The organism is Marinobacter sp. EhC06, from assembly GCF_001650915.1.
Lineage (GTDB): Bacteria > Pseudomonadota > Gammaproteobacteria > Pseudomonadales > Oleiphilaceae > Marinobacter.
The window spans coordinates 447311-466132 of record NZ_LXYO01000012.1; the positions used below are offsets into that span (position 1 = coordinate 447311).

At 56.9% G+C, this 18822-nt stretch carries 16 protein-coding genes; 4 read left to right on the top strand and 12 right to left on the bottom strand.

The features are described 5' to 3' along the window. Positions 1 to 43: 43 nt before the first annotated feature. Both A8B84_RS08495 and A8B84_RS08500 read right to left on the bottom strand, forming a co-directional pair. On the bottom strand, positions 44 to 862 hold the full coding sequence (locus tag A8B84_RS08495) for an SDR family oxidoreductase (RefSeq protein ID WP_064227157.1): 819 nt from the start codon (positions 860 to 862) through the stop codon (positions 44 to 46). Between the two features lie 172 nt (positions 863 to 1034). Beyond that, positions 1035 to 2246, bottom strand: a complete 1212-nt coding sequence (locus A8B84_RS08500; RefSeq protein WP_064227156.1) for an acyl-CoA dehydrogenase family protein — start codon at positions 2244 to 2246, stop codon at positions 1035 to 1037. 153 nt (positions 2247 to 2399) lie between these two features. Between A8B84_RS08500 and A8B84_RS08505 the strand changes: the two genes are divergently transcribed. After that, positions 2400 to 3293, top strand: a complete 894-nt coding sequence (locus A8B84_RS08505) for a LysR family transcriptional regulator (protein WP_064227155.1) — start codon at positions 2400 to 2402, stop codon at positions 3291 to 3293. Positions 3294 to 3296: 3 nt separating this feature from the next. Here the strand turns inward: A8B84_RS08505 and A8B84_RS08510 are convergent, their stop codons facing one another. Then, a complete protein-coding gene (locus A8B84_RS08510; protein WP_227512633.1) occupies positions 3297 to 3653 on the bottom strand; it encodes a hypothetical protein in 357 nt (118 codons plus the stop codon). A gap of 29 nt (positions 3654 to 3682) precedes the next feature. Next, a complete protein-coding gene (locus tag A8B84_RS08515) occupies positions 3683 to 4453 on the bottom strand; it encodes an EAL domain-containing protein (protein ID WP_201257870.1) in 771 nt (256 codons plus the stop codon). Positions 4454 to 4646: 193 nt separating this feature from the next. Here A8B84_RS08515 and A8B84_RS08520 point away from each other — a divergent pair, with 193 nt between their 5' ends. Beyond that, a complete protein-coding gene (locus A8B84_RS08520; RefSeq protein ID WP_064227153.1) occupies positions 4647 to 5801 on the top strand; it encodes an isocitrate/isopropylmalate dehydrogenase family protein in 1155 nt (384 codons plus the stop codon). Between the two features lie 7 nt (positions 5802 to 5808). Here A8B84_RS08520 and A8B84_RS08525 read toward each other — a convergent pair whose 3' ends face one another. The 3 genes from A8B84_RS08525 to A8B84_RS08535 are packed head-to-tail and all read right to left on the bottom strand — an operon-like array spanning position 5809 to position 7801. Then, entirely contained in the window at positions 5809 to 6381 is a 573-nt protein-coding gene (locus tag A8B84_RS08525; protein ID WP_064227152.1) for a DUF1439 domain-containing protein, read from the bottom strand. Next, on the bottom strand, positions 6374 to 6565 hold the full coding sequence (locus A8B84_RS08530; RefSeq protein WP_064227151.1) for a CPXCG motif-containing cysteine-rich protein: 192 nt from the start codon (positions 6563 to 6565) through the stop codon (positions 6374 to 6376). Before A8B84_RS08530 ends, A8B84_RS08525 begins: the two co-directional genes overlap by 8 nt. A 9-nt stretch (positions 6566 to 6574) precedes the next feature. Then, positions 6575 to 7801, bottom strand: coding sequence for a pyridoxal phosphate-dependent aminotransferase (locus tag A8B84_RS08535; RefSeq protein ID WP_064227150.1), 1227 nt, complete (start codon positions 7799 to 7801; stop codon positions 6575 to 6577). A 238-nt stretch (positions 7802 to 8039) separates the two neighbouring features. Here A8B84_RS08535 and A8B84_RS08540 point away from each other — a divergent pair, with 238 nt between their 5' ends. Next, on the top strand, positions 8040 to 9023 hold the full coding sequence (locus A8B84_RS08540) for a D-2-hydroxyacid dehydrogenase (RefSeq protein WP_201257871.1): 984 nt from the start codon (positions 8040 to 8042) through the stop codon (positions 9021 to 9023). A 76-nt stretch (positions 9024 to 9099) separates the two neighbouring features. On the opposite strand, the gene A8B84_RS08545 is transcribed toward A8B84_RS08540, so the two are convergent. The 5 genes from A8B84_RS08545 to A8B84_RS08565 all read right to left on the bottom strand — a co-directional run bounded on the left by A8B84_RS08545 (position 9100) and on the right by A8B84_RS08565 (position 16624). Then, entirely contained in the window at positions 9100 to 10188 is a 1089-nt protein-coding gene (locus tag A8B84_RS08545; protein ID WP_064227148.1) for a fatty acid desaturase family protein, read from the bottom strand. Positions 10189 to 10575: 387 nt separating this feature from the next. Further along, positions 10576 to 11241 (bottom strand): LuxR C-terminal-related transcriptional regulator, encoded by a 666-nt coding sequence (locus A8B84_RS08550; RefSeq protein WP_064227147.1) that lies wholly within the window; start codon positions 11239 to 11241, stop codon positions 10576 to 10578. A 44-nt stretch (positions 11242 to 11285) separates the two neighbouring features. After that, entirely contained in the window at positions 11286 to 13235 is a 1950-nt protein-coding gene (acs, locus tag A8B84_RS08555) for an acetate--CoA ligase (protein ID WP_064227146.1), read from the bottom strand. A 305-nt stretch (positions 13236 to 13540) separates the two neighbouring features. Further along, the gene (locus A8B84_RS08560) at positions 13541 to 15076 is read right to left on the bottom strand and encodes a fatty acyl-CoA reductase (protein ID WP_064227145.1); all 1536 of its coding nucleotides are present in this window, start codon (positions 15074 to 15076) and stop codon (positions 13541 to 13543) included. A gap of 222 nt (positions 15077 to 15298) precedes the next feature. Further along, on the bottom strand, positions 15299 to 16624 hold the full coding sequence (locus A8B84_RS08565) for a MinD/ParA family protein (RefSeq protein ID WP_064227144.1): 1326 nt from the start codon (positions 16622 to 16624) through the stop codon (positions 15299 to 15301). A gap of 205 nt (positions 16625 to 16829) precedes the next feature. Between A8B84_RS08565 and A8B84_RS08570 the strand changes: the two genes are divergently transcribed. Beyond that, positions 16830 to 18815 (top strand): HDOD domain-containing protein, encoded by a 1986-nt coding sequence (locus tag A8B84_RS08570; protein WP_064227143.1) that lies wholly within the window; start codon positions 16830 to 16832, stop codon positions 18813 to 18815. The last annotated feature ends 7 nt before the right edge of the window (positions 18816 to 18822 follow it).

The following is an 18822-nucleotide window of genomic DNA, read 5'->3' on the forward strand; positions in this document are numbered from 1 at the left end:
CTCCTTTTGAATCTTAAGTTTAAGACAGTTTGGGACAGCGCACTCAGGCCTTGCTGCCACCCATCTTGTTCATCCAGCGCTTGCTTTCCTGATGCATCAGCCAGTCGAAAGCCTTGGGCGCATGGCGTTTGAGCATCCACATGCGGCGCTCCTTGGCATGGGGTAGTACCCAGAAACTCTTGTTCTCCACCGACCGGAAAATATCCTCGGCCACATCCTCGGCGGTTACCGTGGAGCGCTTCATCAGCTTGTTCACATTCTGCTGAATGCCGGGAATGTCCGAACGCATGCTGCTGGTCAGATTGGTCTGGAAAAACGCCGGGCACACGCAGCTCACATGAATACCGGCATCCCGAAGCTCCTGGCTCAGGGTTTCAGACAGGGCAATCACCCCGGCCTTGGTCACATTGTAGCTATCCATTAACGGCGCCAGCATCAGCCCGGCCATGGAAGCCACATTCACAAACGCCCCGGAGCCCTGCTGCTTGAACTGCGGCGTGAACGCTTTGCAACCACGAACCACACCCAGCACGTTAATATCGAGAATCCACTCCCAATCCGCCATGGTGGTATCTTCAATGGAACCGGCAGAGGCGACGCCAGCGTTGTTCACCACCACATCAACGCCACCCCATTTCTTCACCAGATCATCGCGGACCTTTTCGAAATCCGTGAGCCGGCGAACATCGCACTCGACGAAGTAGCCCTCGCCTCCGGCGGCATTAATCTCTTTCTCGACGCCAACACCCTGCTCCGGGTTAATGTCGCCGATGCAAACTTTGGCGCCTTCTTTGGCATAACGCAGTGCTATGGCGCGGCCAAGTCCGCTTGCGCCGCCCGTGATGAATACTCTTTGTGTCATGGTGATTCCCGTTGTATCGGATTTTTAGTCAGCTTAACTCACAGGTATACGAGAGTGGGCGGGGCTTGCCTTCTGAAACTGTGCGGAGCCATGGATGGCGTAGCCAAGCGTACATGGACGTATCCACAGCGTGTTTCAGAAGGCCAGCCCCGCCCGCTCCGCCACCGAGCTATCAGTTCTTGTACTTTCGCAATTCAAGACGAGCCACCATAGCCCGATGCACCTCATCCGGGCCATCCGCCAGGCGTAAAACACGGGCATAGGCAAACAGCTGCGTCAGCGGGAAATCGTCGTCGCTGACCCCGGCACCACCGTGAATCTGAATGGCCTGATCCACAATGGTTTGCAGCATGGACGGAATCACCGCCTTGATCATGGAGACTTCCTGAAGTGCCCCCATGATGCCCTTGGTATCCAATGCCCAGGCGCATTTGAGGGTCAGCAGACGAGCCTGCTCAATGGCCATGCGGGCATTGGCAATGATATCCGGATTACCGCCCAGCTTGGCGATCGGCCGCCCGAAGGCCTCACGAGTGGTGGCACGCTTGATCAGAATCTCCAGTGTACGCTCCGCCGCACCGATGGCCCGCATGCAGTGGTGCACGCGGCCTGGCCCCAGACGGCCCTGGGCAATCTCGAAACCGCGGCCCGGGCCGGCGATGAAGGCGCTTTTGGGCAACCGGACGTTGTCGAACAGCACCTCGCCGTGGCCGTAGGGCTCGTCGTATTCGCCGAATACCGGCAGCATACGCTCGATCTTGACGCCCGGGGTGTCCAGCGGCACCAGCACCATGGAATGACGGCGATGCTTGTGGGCGTCCGGATCGGTAAGTCCCATGAAGATGGCAACCTTGCAGTCCGGGTGTCCGATACCGGTGCTCCACCACTTGCGGCCGTTCAGAACCACTTCGTCGCCATCAACAACGGCAGTCGCCTCCATATTGGTGGCATCGGAAGAGGCAACCGCCGGCTCGGTCATGCAGAAGGCGGAGCGGATCTCACCGCTGAGCAGGCGCGGCAGCCACTCGGCTTTCTGCTCTTCGGAGCCGTAATGGATCAATACTTCCATATTCCCGGTGTCCGGCGCGTTGCAGTTGAAGATCTCCGGCGCAATAAAGCTGCGCCCGGTTTCCTCGGCAATCAGGGCATAGTCTGAGTTCAGCAGGCCGCAGCCGTATTTTTCGTCCGGGAAGAACATGTTCCAGAGGCCCTGGGCCCTGGCTTTTTCCTTCAGCTCCCGAATGATCGGCAGCACAACCCAGCGGTTATCCAGGGAGGCAAGCTCCTTGTGGTACTGCTCTTCAATAGGAAAAATCTCATCCTTCATGAACTGCTTCACGCGGCTGAGATAATCCTGTCCTTTCTCGGAAATATTGAAATCCATCGCCGTCTCCTCGCTAACGGTTGCACGGTGGCGTGCACGGAATAATCACGTTGAGACCAGTCTAGGGATGACTTAACTATTACGCGACTGAATTATTCTTATCGTTTATTATTAACCATACTTATTCAAAATTTCCAAAGAACGGACCCGCTCATGGCCCTCAATCGCTTGGACCTGAACCTGCTGCACGTCTTCGACACCATCTACCGGGAAGGAAGCCTGACCCGCGCGGCCAGGGCACTGCATCTGACCCAACCAGCGGTCAGTCACTCGCTGTCCCGGCTTCGGGACCACTTTGATGATCCGCTGTTTACCCGCCAGGGCAACCAGATGGTGCCAACGCCCCTGGCCCGGCGCTTCCTCGAGTCCATGCGACCGGGGCTCACCCAGATCCAGGGTGCGGTAAACCAGTTTCATGCCTTTGACCCGGCCACCCAGCGCAAAACCTATTCACTCGGGTTGCGAGACATCCTGGAATCCACCTTCCTGCCCCGCTTGATGGCACGACTGGACGCCTACCCGGAACTGGAGATCGTCAGTCAGCGGATTGCGCGGCGTGATATGGAGACGCAACTGGCGGCGGGCAAACTGGATTTTGCCGTGGATGTGCTATTGCCCGTGAGCAATCAGACCTCCCACGAACTGCTGCGGCGCGACCGGCTCGTGGTTCTGGCACGGGAGGGTCACCCACTAGCAGAAGGGGCCCTGGACATGGAAGGGTACTTGTCCGCAAAACACGTGCTGGTGTCTTCACGTACCGAGGGGCCCGGGATTGAGGATTTCGAGCTATCGAGGCTGGGGGTCCAGCGCAGCATCCGCCTAAGGTGCCAGCATTACTACGCCGCTTGCAGAGTGGTGGAGGACACCGATCTGTTGCTGACCATGCCCGAAGCCTACGCCCGCATCATTGCCCAGCGGGCCAATATCCGGATCATGGATCCGCCAGCAGACCTGCCATCCATCGACGTTCACCTTTATTGGCACAAGGCTTACGAGCGAGAACCGGCGCTGATCTGGTTCCGGGAGCAATTGAAGGCGATCAGCTGAGAATCAGTAAGCGCCGACAAGCATCAGGAAACCGAAAAATCCGATAGCCGTGATGCCCAGGGAGGCCAAGACTATAGCAAGCCCCCACCAGACAGCGGCGCCATCGGAGATTTCCACACCGTGGCCCCGCAGGGTTCGGTAGAACGCCCAGGGACCCAGGACAAACGCGCCAACCACCGCGAAAACCAGCCCAACGCTGATCCCGGCAAAGGTCCAGGTAGCCAGAACCATGGCGCGGTCTTTTACCTGGTCAGTAACGCCGTGGTGCTCCAGAAATTTCTTGCAGAAAAACCAGATCAGGGCGAACAGGATGATGACAAAAACGAGTCCGCCGACAATGGTGATCATTCGGTATAGCAAGGTGTTGTTCCTGTCAGTTTAGAGGCCGATCAGGCCGGAAACTCGGGCTCCGGAAGGCATTCAAACCCCGGTTTGGCAAACAGATAGCCCTGGTAGAGATTAATTCCCTGAGACCGCAACCAGAAATATTCCTCCTCGGTTTCGACGCCCTCGGCAATAATCTCACCGCCCAGTTGTTTCATCATCGTGATAATCCCGGCCACCACCGCCTGCTTGTTCGGCTCGGTATGAATATTACGAACCAGTGCCATGTCCAGTTTAAGAAGATTGGGCGGACTTGCCATCATGATGTTGTAACGGGAGAAGCCAGCGCCGAAGTCATCAATAGCCGTACTGAACCCCATTTCCTGATAGGCCTCGATGATGGACACAAGGTGATCAACAGAGGTTGAAGTCAGCGCCTCATCCTCGGTCAGCTCGAAGATAATTTTACGAGTATCGAAATTGTAGGTCTTGGCCGCTGCAAGGGTTGTCCGAATACAGTACTCGGCTCGGTACACTGCATTGGGCATGAAGTTAATGCTGAGCATTGGCTCCATTTTCAGCCGGGCCGCAAGCTTGACCGCCTTGACCCGACAGACCTGATCAAATGCATAGCGATTGCGCTCATTCACCTTCGAAAGAACGCTCATGGCGCCCTCACCGTCGGTCCCCCTTACCAGGGCTTCATAGGCGTAGACGGATCGGTTAAGAGCGTCAACGATGGGCTGGAACGCAAAGGTAAAGGAAAAATCCAACCCTTCCCCACAGGCGCATTGCTCACAATGAGACTCATCAAAAAGTACGGCGGGCTGGTTCACTTCAACTCCTGACTTCACTTCTGGCGGTTTTACACTGTCAATAAGACGTATTTTCAATCCAATATAGCTTCGAACCCCTCCCCGGTAAAACCACTTTATGGTTAAAGCATGTCAAACGGTGGCATCCCCCGTTTACATGACTAAACTGGGGTTTGTCGCTTATACGTGTCTGTCCACAAAAGGAGTTTCCCGAATGGCCCAATCTACCCGCATCGCTGTAACCCCGGGCGACGGCATAGGCCCCGAAGTGGTGGCCGAGGCTGTGCGCTGCCTGGAAACCCTGCGCGCCAAACACGGCCTGGACATCGAGTGGACGCGTTTCCCCTGGCCCTCCCACGCCTGGCACGAAGAGCATGGAGAGTCCATGCCGGCGGATGCCCTGGCGCAGTTACAGAAGTACGATGCCATTCTGTTGGGCGCCCTCGGGGATCCCGGCCCTGTGGACGACCCGGACCGCTACCTGCTACCGGACAGCATTTCCCTGGCGCCACTGCTGGACATGCGCAAAGGGTTCGACCAGTGGGTCTGCGAGCGCCCGGCCCGGCTTCTTCCCGGTGCCCGCCAATACCTGGCGGATGAGCGCGCCAAGGACATCGACATGCTGGTGATTCGGGAAAACTCGGAGGGTGAGTACGTCAGCCAGGGTGGTCGATTACGCAAGGGCACGCCAGACGAGGTAGCCACCCAGATGGAGGTGTTCACACGGAAGGCAACTGACCGGATCATACGTTACGGATTTGAACAGGCCCGAAACCGCGCGGCAGATCGGGTAAAGGAAGGCCGGACGCGAACATTCCGGACACTCGATGGCCGAACCTGCGAAAGCCAGGTGTGCCTGGTAACCAAGCGCAATGCCCTGCGCTACTGGGGCGATATGTACACCGAGGCCTTTGAAGAAATCAGCAAGGAGTACCCGGATGTGGCCACGCACCATGAACTAGTGGACGCCGCCTGCATGAAGTTCGTGCAAAGCCCCTGGGCATTCGACGTGGTGGTGGCCAGTAACCTGCAGGGCGACATCCTGACGGACCTGGCCGCGGTGCTGTCAGGCGGCATGGGGGTTGCGCCTTCCTGCAACCTGAACCCCACCGATCCGGATATGCCTTCCATGTTCGAACCCACCCACGGCAGCGCGCCGGACATCGCCGGACAGGGCCTGGCGGACCCCACCGCCATGCTATTCACCGCCGCCCGCATGCTCGAATGGCTGGGGCGCAAAGATCCCGCCATTGCCGCCGCGGGCAAAGAACTGTTCGATGCAGTGGCTGCCGATCTGGCCGAAAATTCCGGTAGCCGGCGAGGCACCCACGAAATCGGCTCTGCGATCTGCGAGAGGCTATCTCAGTAAATCAGGGCTACTGGTCGGCCATGACGAATTCAAGTCGGCCAGGTGCCACGCGCACATCCACAGGCATCATACCGAACATACGCTGGGCGAAGTCGGTTTCGTCCAGCCGGTACACCGGCATGGTCTCCAGCATCTGGGCCACGAGCCGCATCACCGTATCGGTTACAGGCTTCAGATCTCCTTTGAAGAAGGGGGAGTCGATACTGCTCTCCAGAAGCTGCAACCGTCGTATGAAAATGGCTTTTTCAGCACTGTCGTAAACCGGCGCACCCTCAACCTTCAAGGCAATATCTACGGGCAGCTTTGTCATCAACGCATTCAGGGCAACCTGCCCCCTCACATCGATTACTGCCACGTCCCGGCCATCGGGCCCGAGGGTAATGTCTGCATCATCGAGACTCAGACTCAGCGGAGAACCGCTGTTCAACTGGTTGCGATCAAATTCACGCACCACATCCTGGAGATGTCTCTCCAACTCACCTTCAGAAATCGAATAGGGCGACAGACTGGCACAGCCGCTGGCGAGCACCAGCATCAAAACCAGTAGCGCCCGAAAGAGATACAGCGGCGTTCTATTCATTTTCAGCCCGGGCCTCCACTTGAGGCGTCAGATTGTCATCAAAAACCACGTGCAACAGGATGGGCCTGCAACAGACCTGGCAATCCTCGACATACTCCTGTTCCGGCACTGAAGGGTCGACGCTGATATCCAGCGTCTCCCAGCAGTACGGGCACTGAATCAATACCGAGTCCAGGGCTGACATGGCATCACCTCAGAACTGTTGTTTGGCCATCCACGGGATGACGCGATCAAACGCCTCTTCCAGTTTCTCGCAGGTTGTGGAAAAACTGATCCTGACGGCGTTGGTACACCCTTCGCCGAAGGCATCACCGGGCACCATACAGACGCCCGTTTCTTTCAGCATCCGCAGGGCCAGATCCGAGCCATCTACATGGGGCGGCAGGTCGGGAAACGCAAAAAAGGCACCACCAGGCTTGTAGCCAGTCATGTAGGGCGTCTGGTCAACCAGCTCAACCACCTTGTCCCGACGCTCACGATAGATATCGACCATATCGCGAACGCACTGCTGGTCCCCCGTCAGAGCGGCCACACCGGCAAACTGGGAGGGCGTGTTGGCCACCGACGTGGTGAACATGTGGTAGCGCCGCAGCGACTTGATCGCCGCCTGGCTGGAAATTACCCAGCCTACACGCAGCCCCGCCATGCTATACGTCTTCGAGAAGCTGCTGATGCACATGATGTTGTCCAGGTCCATCGAGCAGTTCAGCACGCTGGCGAAGTCGTCATCGTCGAAGATCAGGTGATCGTAAACTTCGTCCGCATAAACCTGGATGCCCCGGTAGGCGCACTCTTCAAGGATGGTTTCAACGGTACTGCGCGGGTAAACCGCCCCGGTCGGATTGTTGGGGTTGTTCAGGATCAGCGCGAAGGTACGGGGCCCCATGGCCCGGATAACCTCATCCGGGTCCAACTGGTGGTTGTTTTCCGCCCGGGTCTGGACAAATTTCACCTCACCACCGTTCATTCGGATCAGTGGTGCATAGAGCAGGAATGACGGATCCGTCACGATAAACTGCCGACCTGGCGCAGAGGTAGCGGAAATCGCCAGGTACATGGCCTCTGTGGCACCACTGGTAATCAGGATGTTATCCCGGGTCAGCTTGCGGTTGTAACGCTTGCCGTAGTAGTCACGCAGGGCCACCAGCAGTTCCGGCAGACCGGCATCCATGGTGTAGCCGGTCTGCCCCGCATTGAGCGCATCGATGTAGGCATCGATTACGTGCTTGGGGGTCGGCAGATCCGGCTGACCGATGGAAAGATGAATGACATCCTTCATGGTGGCCGCCATATTCACCATGCGCCGGATGCCCGGCACCGGGATCGCCTGCATGGCAGGGTTCCAACTGGCCTTGGTTTTCCGGTACTTCACTCTACGCGGTTTGGTCTGGCCGGTTTCTTTGTTGGCGGCTTCTGCCATAAACACCTCCTGCAAAGGGGCAAATAGAATCTACTCCTGCAGGTTAGTCAGTATGAAAGGCCTCTACAAGACAAAACGTCATAAAGATGATGTACGTGAAAGTACCGCCATCACCGCCGTCAGAGCAAAATCTGTTGCCACGCAAGTTGACCCGACAGTACCTGCCGACCAGACTGTAAATACCCTCATGGGCGATCGTCAGTCACACATAGTCATTCATCACAAAAGCGGAGGCTCAATGACTCAGCACAGCAAACCTGTTGTTACCGTTCTCACCGCGCCAGGGGAACAGGAACCGCCGGGGATGGACGCAGTCAGGGCCCGCGCGGATGTGCGCTTTGCCTGTGACGAGCCAACCCTTCGCGACACCCTGCCCGGCACCGACATCATGATGGTGACGGACTTTCGCACAGAGGCCCTGGCGGCCGCCTGGCACACGGCAGACAAGCTGAAATGGATCCACGCTACCAGTGCTGGCGTCGATGCGCTGATGTTCCCGGACTTGATCAAGGGTGATGTCACCGTGACCAATGCCCGGGGCATTTTCGACCGCACCATTGCCGAGTATGTGCTCTGCACCATCCTGATGTTCGCCAAGGATTTCCCTAACTCCATCCGGCTGCAGATGAAGCACCAGTGGAAACATCGGGATACGGAACGGGCTGAGGGCAAGCAGGTTCTGGTTGTCGGTGCCGGCTCTATTGGCCGCCAGATTGGTCGCCTGGTCGGCGCTGCCGGATTAAAGGCACACGGCATTGCCCGCAAACCGAGAAAAGAGGATCCGGATTTTGTAGCGGTGCACGGCAACGACGATATTTATGAGCAGTTGGGTCACGCGGACTTCGTGGTGATTGCGGCACCTCTGACGCCCCAGACCGAAGGCCTGTTTGACGAGAAAGCCTTCAAGGCCATGAAAAACTCCGCCCGCCTGATCAACATTGGACGCGGCCCGATCGTCAAAACCAATGATCTGATCACAGCCCTCAAAAATGGCGAGATTGCCGGCGCCGGACTCGATGTCTTCGAAGAGGAACCGCTGGCAGAAGATCACCCACTCTGGGACATGGAGAACGTCACCATGACCGCCCACATGGCCGGCGACTTCATCGGCTGGAAGCGAGCCCTGACCGACCAGTTCCTGGAGAACTTCGACCGCTGGCACAAAGGCGAGGAGTTGTTCAACCTGGTGGATAAGGAACTGGGGTACGCTGGCAGCAAGTAGCTAGCTTGTAGCTGAGCCCGGAGCCATCTTCAACTGTAGGTCGGATTAGCCAAAGGCGTAATCCGACAAACCTCGCCTACACCCGATTACGTGCGGAATACCGCCGCTGCAACGGCAACAAATCAAACACACGCTCCGGATTATTCGGATCCACCAGCTCCGTCGGTGACTTGTATACCCGGGGCGTGCTGTACAACAGCTTGAGCGCCGTACCATGTGGCATGGCCACATACCGCTCCCCATGATTCTCCTCCAGCCACCGACGCACCCGCGGCGCCATGTTGTGTCCCATTTTCGGGAAGAAGTGGTGCTCCACGTGATAACTGAACCGAAAATGCAACCGGTCCAGCAACGGATGGCTGCGCAGGCTCATGGAGTTGTCGAGGGGGTTATTGGTTTCGGTCTGTGGGCGCAGGAAGTGATTGGTGAGAATATAGCCCTGCCCCAAAGCATTGGCAGCCATGAACGGGATCAACACCGTAAATACTGCCAGCGGTCCGGACACAACTGCCAGCAACACCCACACAGCGATACAGGCGCAGGACTGACGAATCGCCGTGCGACGGTCAAATCCCTTGAACTGCTTGCGACGCTTCGCCTGAAACCAGAGCACCAGCTGGGCGTGAAAAGTGAAGGAATAGGTCAGGAACAGGTAGCTGTACCAGGTACCCGAGCCTGGCGCCAACTTGGTGAACTTCTTCTGTTTAGGGTCCGCCTTATAGCGACGCAGGGTACCAAAGCTGTCCGGGTCTGCATCGCCAGCATTTGTGTTACCGTGATGAACCACATTATGCCAACGGCGCCAGAACTCGGGTGGCACAATCAACGGCCCGAACCCCAGCCACCCAAAAAAGTTCTGCCAACGCCGGCTCATTCCCAGCGCCCCGTGCAACACCTCATGGGCCAGCAACGCCTGGCAACCTATCGTATGCCCTACCAGAAGACCAAGCCCCAGATTGGCATACCAGGGCAGCCCCGCCAGCAGAATGGCCGCTATTCCGCCCCATATGATCAGCTGCAATGGCAGGAACCAGACCACCCGCCAGGTTTGCGGCTTGAACGTATCCGCCGGCAGTTCCTTTTTCATTCTATCCCTGAGTTCCCGCTCGTCCGGCTTGCCAAAAGCGGTCTGGCCCAACGCATCGGGTTGTACGGCAGCGTTCATTTGTCACCTTTGATCTATCGGTAGGAATTCATCAATCTCTGAATGCTTCAGAGTACACGTGTGCGCCGAATTTAACTAACAAAGATTGATATGACAACACCGGAACTGAATTAAGCCGAGGAAGAGATAAAAAATGGAACACCTGTATTGTTTTTTAACAGCCGAGAAGTCGTTCTGAAAAGTTTAAGTGCAGGGTGGGAAGGGCCTCCGCAGGATGTCTTTGGCCACGGATGGCCAAAGCCAAGCGCACATGGATGTGCTCGTAGCGGTCCTGCGGAGGCCCTTCCCATCCTGCACAAACACCACACAAAAGAGCCTGATCCAAACCAAAAAAAACGGGAGCCCTCAGGCTCCCGCTCATTATTCATTCAAACTAGTAAAACCAAATCAGCTACCAGACAACGACTGATCCGAAGGATCGATCTCCATCTGCTGGATCGCAATCACCGCCTGGGTGCGGTTCCGCACCCCGAGCTTCCGGAACACCGCCGTGATATGCGCTTTGATGGTGGCCTCCGACACGTCCAGATCATAAGCTATCTGTTTGTTCAGAAGCCCCTCGGCCAGCATTCCCAGCACCCGGAACTGTTGCGGCGTGAGCGACGCCAGCTTCTCGGAAAAGTCGGTGGCATCCGAATGCATCCGCTCGATCTTGTCAGCCACCCCCTCCGGCAACCAGACATCCCCTTCCAGAACAGCCTGAATCGCCTCAGTGATGGTGGGCAGCGGCGCCGACTTCGGAATAAAGCCGGAAGCACCGTAGTCAATCGAGCGACGCATCACCTGCAATTCCTCAGATCCTGACACAACCACCACAGGCAGCCCCGGGTACTGCCCGCGCATGAACACGAGCCCGGAGAAGCCGTGGGCACCCGGCATGTTGAGATCCAGCAGAACCAGATCCGCATCCGGGTGCGACTCTACCGCCGCCTGTAGTGCCTTGATGCTGTCGACTTCCACCGTCTCGGCATCGGGCACCGCCTGACTGACCGCCTGCTTCAATGCTGCGCGAAACAGCGGGTGATCATCAGCGACGATAATTGTTTGTGCCATTCAACAGATTCCTTACAGGTACGTGGCCTGGTAACACACAGGCGTTACTGGTTCGCACGACCGCTGATCAGGTCATCGACTACACCCGGGTCTGCCAGCGTAGACGTATCACCCAACTGGTCGTGCTCGTTAGACGCAATCTTACGCAAAATCCGGCGCATAATCTTGCCAGAACGGGTTTTGGGCAGTCCAGGCGCCCACTGGATCACATCCGGCGAGGCAATCGGACCGATTTCCTTGCGTACCCACTGCACCAGTTCCTTCTTCAGCTCGTCAGAGGGCTCCTCGCCATGAACCAGGGTAACGTAGACGTAGATGCCCTGCCCTTTGATTTCATGGGGATAGCCAACAACCGCCGCTTCGGCGACTTTATCATGGGCAACGAGCGCGCTTTCAACTTCCGCGGTACCCAGACGGTGACCGGACACGTTCAGAACGTCATCGACGCGGCCGGTGATCCAGTAGTAGCCGTCCTCATCACGACGGGCACCATCACCGGTAAAGTACATGCCCTTATAGGTGCTGAAATAGGTCTGGGCAAAGCGCTCATGATCGCCAAAGATTGTGCGCATCTGGCCCGGCCAGCTGTCCAGGATAACCAGGTTACCCTCGGTCTTGCCCTCAAGGATATTGCCGTCATTGTCCACCAATGCCGGCTGGACACCGAAGAACGGAACGGTTGCGGAACCCGGTTTCAGATCAATGGCGCCCGGCAGCGGAGAGATCAGGATGCCGCCGGTCTCGGTCTGCCACCAGGTATCCACGATGGGGCACTTGCTGTTGCCGATAACCCGGTGGTACCACTCCCAGGCTTCCGGGTTGATCGGCTCGCCCACCGAGCCCAGCAGTTTCAGGCTTTCGCGGGTGGTGCCGCTCATGCAGGACTCACCTTCCGCCATCAGGGCACGGATTGCGGTCGGCGCGGTATAAAGGATGTTTACCTTGTGTTTGTCGACCACCTGTCCCATACGCGAGCTGTCAGGATAGTTAGGCACACCTTCGAACAGAACGGTGATGGCACCGTTGGCCAGCGGGCCATACAGGATGTAACTATGGCCGGTCACCCAGCCAAAATCAGCCGTACACCAGTACACGTCACCCGGGTGGTAATCGAACACGTACTCGTGGGTCATGGAGGCATAGACCATGTAACCGCCGGTCGTGTGAAGCACACCCTTCGGTGCGCCTGTGGAGCCAGAGGTGTACAGCATGAACAGCGGATCTTCGGCGTTCATGGGCTCTGGTGGGCAGTCTGCAGATGCAGCCTTCATCAGATCCTCGTAACGCTCGTCACGGGCGTCATTCCAGGGCACTTCGGAATTGCCGGTACGGGTCACTACCACCACTTTTTCGACATTGGCGGTGTCTTCGTTCTTGAGGGCGGCATCCACGTTCTTTTTCAACGGGATCTTGCGGCCACCACGAACACCTTCATCCGCGGTCACCACAAAGCGGGACTTGCCGTTAACGATGCGCGCGCCCAGGGCTTCCGGAGAGAAACCACCGAAAACCACAGAGTGAATCGCGCCGATACGAGCACAAGCCAGCATGGCGACGGCTGTCTCGACAATCATCGGCATGTAGATCGTAACAACATCACCCTTTTTCACGCCCAGCCCTTTCAGGACGTTGGCGAATTTGCTGGTTTCTTCGTGCAGTTCGCGATAGGTCACGTTACGCGAATCGGCAGGGTCATCACCTTCAAAAATGATGGCGGTCTGGTCGCCACGCTTCTCCAGGTGACGGTCCAGGCAGTTGGCAGAGGCATTCAACTGGCCATCTTCGAACCATTTGATGGACAGGTTGTTGTAATCGTAGGTCGTGTTTTTAACCTTGGTGTAGGGCTTGATCCACTCAAGGCGCTTGCCGTGCTCACCCCAGAAGGTATCCGGGTCTTCAACTGACTGACGATACATTTTTTCATACTGTTCCCGGTTCAGAAGGGCCTGTTTGGCCACTTCCGGGCTTACCGGATATACCTGTTTACCAGTCATTGTGCTCCCCCTTTAGTCGGAGTCTGTTGTCATTGTCGGTTTTGGAATTCAGACGTTGGGACCTCTCCGGCCCTGTAGACGGATAGTGGTAGTTCACCATGCTAGCCACTACACAATGAATTAGACTAACGTCCTAATCCGCCTGAACTTTTAGCCCAAAAAGGTCGGTAACCCGCAAGAAAACAACGGTAAATTGCGCCGAACGAGAAGCTTTCTAAAGGATAGTTCGATTGGAGCCGATGGCAAACCGGGAAGAGCAACGGCCGGGCAGAAAAAAGCCCGGTCTTGGCGACCGGGCTCTGGATTCACGCTGCCTTTTTGCGAGCCTTGGCAGAGCGGAGGCTATAAACCTTACGCTCCTTGAGGGCGTAGCGATTAAGGCCCGCCAGGTGGATCTTGCGCAGGTAAACCGACCAGTCAATCTGCCGTGCGTCCACCGGAAACAGAACCTTGTCCAGCTCGCCCATCCTCGATGCCAGGGCCAGCAGATCGTCATTCCGGAAGATGTAGTCCGGAGCGGTGTAGAAACCAAAGATGGTGGCCAGCGAACGGGTCGTGTCCAGATTCCGGAGCACTTTCAACTCGCGATTCTGGCCCAGCATACGCAAAACCTTCCCGGTAATGCTCAGGGGAATGCGAACCCCGCCGACAACGGCATCGAACAACCGGCGGTTAACCGCAATAAAGGGTTTGGTCGGCTGACGGTAGAACAGCTGATCATATTCGGCGAAATTGGCTTTGGACTCCGCCATAAGGTGATCAATGAACTGTCCCAGGGAAACCGGGTTGGAGCTGCCACTACAGCACTGGTAAATCCGGTGACGAGGTGCATCAGCAACGGCTTCGGCAGCCGCCAGGATGATGGCGTTGGCCACCAGATCCACAGGGATAACGTCGATAACACCAGTGCGTTTGCCGGGGAATAACGTGACCTTCTCACGGGCGTAGGCAAGGATAATGGCGTCTGCCACTTTTACACCCTCAATCCAGCCCGGCGCGGGCTCTTCGAGTGCACTTTCAATAATTGATGGGCGCACGATTGTCAGCGCGCGCCCTGACAGGGCCTTCAGCAGAAGTTGCTCACCGAGCCATTTGGTAAAGGTGTAGGTATCGCTCCAACCGTAGTGATTGGCTTCACGAATGCCCAGGTCTACCAGCTTCTTTTCCAGCATTTTGCCGGAGTAGCGCGAGCGTACGTCCGCAATCTTGTCCTCCAGCAGGCGAACCAGCTCTTCGATCTCGTAATAGCCCTCCGTACTGCGGGGAATGGATTCTCCCGCCGGCTTGATTACCGTTTCTGTGATCTGTCCGGAATTCATGCCGTTCACATAACAGGTGGAAACCTGAAGTACCGCCAGGGACTTGTTCTGTCGGGCAAGCTCGGCGACGTTTTCCAGGCACTGTGTATTGATCGCAAGCGCTTTATCAAGCTCTTCACGGAAATTCACACTGGCCGCGGAATTGATGACCACATCAATGCCACCAGCCAGCTTACGGAAACGGTCTGCGGACAGGCCAAACAATGGCTCGGTTACTTCCCCGGTAACGCAGTGCACACGCTCGTCGATGAAGGTTTCGAAAGCCTCGTTGTCATCCTGACGAAGCCGATCAAAGACAGATGAGGTGGCGATCTCATCGAAAAAACGGTCCCGGGCATTGGGATGGCGTTTATTACCACGGATCAGCAGGTGAATGCCGCCAATATCGGGGACGGCGCGAATAAGCTTTTCCAGAACCACTTTGCCGAGAAACCCGGTGGTACCAGTAATCAGAACATGCTTGCCCCGGAGCCGCTCAAGTACTTTTGAAGACGCTTCGGGATTCAGCTGCTGTGTTGCCATGGGAGAACTCCTTCTCATTTCAATTCGTTGTCGGCGCACACCTGCCAACAAAGGGAAAATTTGCGAATCAGGTACAACAGATCCACTGCATATTGCGGGCCACGATTCAAATTTATGCTTAATCCTTGCACAACTTTGGTGACAGAGCGGTGACACACAGCAAAGTTACGCTACAAAAAGTGCTAATAAAATGACGGAAAAGAGGGTAGGTTTTTCTGCCTATCAGGAGCGACCCGGATCATTGCCCGAGAGAGACCGCAGAAGCTGATCCAGGGAGATATCTGCCGGCTGCTCCTTCAACACCCGCACCAGGCGATCCTGCTCGCCAAAGCTGATGCGATCGTAAAAAGGCTCGCGGAGCACCGGGTGGGTCGGTTCAGGGGGTTCCGGCTGGCGCGCGGGAGGCGAAATCTGGTCCGCCAGCTCACGAAGGTGGATGGCCAGATGATGCTTGCGTTCGGGGCTGAGGCTCTCCCACTGGAACGACCCCAAACCGGTCTGGATAATCTCGATGGCATCACTGTCCAGCGTGCTCCCCAGCAGTGCAAAAAGCCGGGTGAATGCTTCATAACGCAGCATCGGGTCCACCGGCGCCTGACTGAACACTGCCTCAATTTCACCAACGGCCTCCAGGCAACGCTCTTTGATCGCCGGCGCCTCACTCTCAGCCTGGGGCTCTGGCTTGCTCAACCCTTTGGGTGGGTTCGCGGACTCTCTTTTCGACACTTTGTGCCAGTATGCCGCAATACCGGCCTTGCGCCTGGGTAACTGGGACAGCCGCACATCCAGCATGTCCGCAAGGGTATGAAACTGGCGGCATGAGGGGTCCGACACGGGCAGAAGCGCAACGGGCTTCTGGTTGAGAACCGACTGGCGAAGGGTTTCGTCCCGCCAGATCCCACCCATGTAATGGAGCGAGATTCCCAGGTGGCGCTGGGCAGCGGCATCCAGGCGCTGGAACACAGATCGCGCCTGGCTGGCACCCTGGGCCATATTCACCAGAATACTGGGTATCCGGTTGTACCCCCTGCGCCGCAGAACCTTGATCAGCGAAAAGGCGTCGGTAAGAGAGGCCGGATCCGGGGTCACGACCATGCACGCCAACTCTGTTGCAGCAATCATATGCAGCCCGGCGGCCTGCAAGCCGGCAGCAGTATCGGTGATGACGTAATCGTAGCGGCTTTCCAGGTTATAAAGCGCCCGCAGTATACGGAGGCTTTCAGTCGGCCCCATGTCCATACATTCCTGGACGCCAGATGCCCCCGGCACAATGTGCAGTCCGTAATCGGTCTCGAGGATAATGTCCTCCAGACGACACTCTCCGGCCATCACATTGGCAAGGGTTTTTCGCGGATACAGGCCCACCATGATGCTGACATTGGCCAGATCGGTGTCGCCATCCAGCAACAAAACCCGGTTATCCTGCCTTGCCAGGGTAAGCGCAAGATTCAGGGCAACCGAGGTCTTACCCACCCCACCTTTGCCGCCGGTAATGGCGATGGTGCGAGGTTGGTTCGGATTGTGCTTAACAGGTTCTCTGGCGTTCATCACCGGTAATCTAGGTCCCTGATTTTTCGGTTTCGGATAGTTTAACCTGTAAAAATTCTACACATATCACGAATCAGATAATATATTGCTTAAAAAAAGAGCAATAAGTATTTAATAACGACGGATTATTGTCTAAGCTCTTTTCGGACAATAAGAATGAACGCTCCGTCAGATACTGATTTTTCGCCGCACGGCAGGTAAGCCTATGCACATTGCGCCTGATTTACAGCTACCGAGTCTCCCGGAGGTGACCTTGCGGGCGCTCGATGCTTGCCATCAGGACGAGAGCTACCGAAAGATCAGCGAGATTGTCTCTGCCGATACGGCGCTGGTCGCTCGCATACTGGCACTGGCCAATTCCGCCCTGTACGGGCCCTCTACCCCGATTAGATCCGTTGACCAGGCACTCCTGAGACTCGGCACCCGCCGTTTTCACACGCTGGTACTGACCGCCGCCCTGCGACAGCTGCTGTTCGAACTGGGCGGGGACGAATGGCAGCAGCTCAGAGACTTCTGGCGACACTCGCTCACTACCGCCCTGACCGCCCGGGCCCTGGCCACGCTCACCCGCTACCCGGAACCAGACGAAGCCTTCATGCTGGGCATGCTTCACAACATCGGTGAACTGATCGCTATTAAAACGCCAGCCACCGAGGCGAAGCAACACTATCTTGATCACCAGTCAGACATCGCCGCCGAGCTCGTGGCCTCCTGGGGGCTGGGGCCCATGGCCGCCGATGCCATGCGCTATCAGCAGGCACTGCCCTCGGAACTGAGAGATGCCGGGCATCTGGTAAAGCTGATCAGCCTCGCCACCCGGCTAGCCCTGTCAGACGCCGCCGGCATTGCAGCTGCCGGCACGGTATTCGGACTGAACGAAGAACTGACCCGTGAGATCAACCGCCGTATCGGACATGAAGTCTCGGGCATGGCCGCTTCTATGGGAATCCCACTGGATGAGGATTACTGTGGCGAAAGCGCCTCGAGGCAACTCAAACAGACTATTCTGCGTCAGGCCATGGCGAACCAGGCCATCAACCTTGCCGACCTGACCGGTGAAACCGAGGATATTCTCGCCGAAACGGTGAACAGTCTTACCCTGATCACGGGCTTACCGGCACTTTGCTTTGGACACACAGGAGACAACCTCGTGCTCCTGTCCGGCACCATTGGAGACATCCCCGAACTGGCAGTAACCGCCAAGCCCGGTGGCAGTGTCCTTACCGAAGCCTTCATTTCCGGCCTGCCAGTTAGTCTTGGCGAACGCTCACCCACGGTACTGGACCGTCAGCTGCTCTCGCTGTTACACACACCATCGCTGCTAGCCGTGCCGGTCAAGGGTGGTGACAATTGCCCTGGCGTATTCGCCCTGGGCACCGACAATGATCATCTGCCGACAACTCTTGAACTGGCGGATATCTTTACCCACCAGTTGTCTTCCGTGCTGGCAGACCGAACGGCTGCTGGAGCAGCTGCAGACACTGGAACGGAAGGACTGGATCAGGAAATAGCCCGCGACCGGCTGCGCAAACAGGTGCACGAGGTCAGTAATCCCCTGACCATCATCAGACAGTACATTTACCAGTTACGCGGCAGGCTTGAAGATGCCGGTGTCCAGCAGGAGCTGGACGTGATCCGCGATGAACTGGACCGGGCCGGCAACCTTTTGCTGCAGATGAGCCATACTGACAACAGCCAACACGGTGACGACGGGGTTGAGCTCAATGCCGAACTGGAAAGTCTGGCCCGTATCCTCGAAGATAGCCTGTTCAGCTCTGCGAACCGCAACCTGAAATTATCCCTGTGTAGCGAACCAACACGGGTTACGGCTGGCGCTACCAGGATTCGCCAGGTTGTTATCAACCTGGTTCGTAACGCTGCGGAAAGCCTTCCGGATGATGGTGGCACAGTTGAAATACATACATCTTCCCCGGTGTGGCAGAATCATCGCACCTGGGTGGAGCTGGAAGTTAAAGATACAGGCAGGGGAATACCCGGTGAGATCAGGGACACCCTGTTTTCACCAGTGAAAACCACAAAGGGAGAAGGCCACAGCGGTTTGGGCCTGAGTATTGTGAAGCAGCTAGTCGATGACATGGAGGGCATCATAGCTTGTCGGACGGGGCAGGAGGGCACCACCTTCAGGATTCTGTTCCCGGCGGCCAGCCATAAAAAGAACGAGACCGACTGACGCAGAA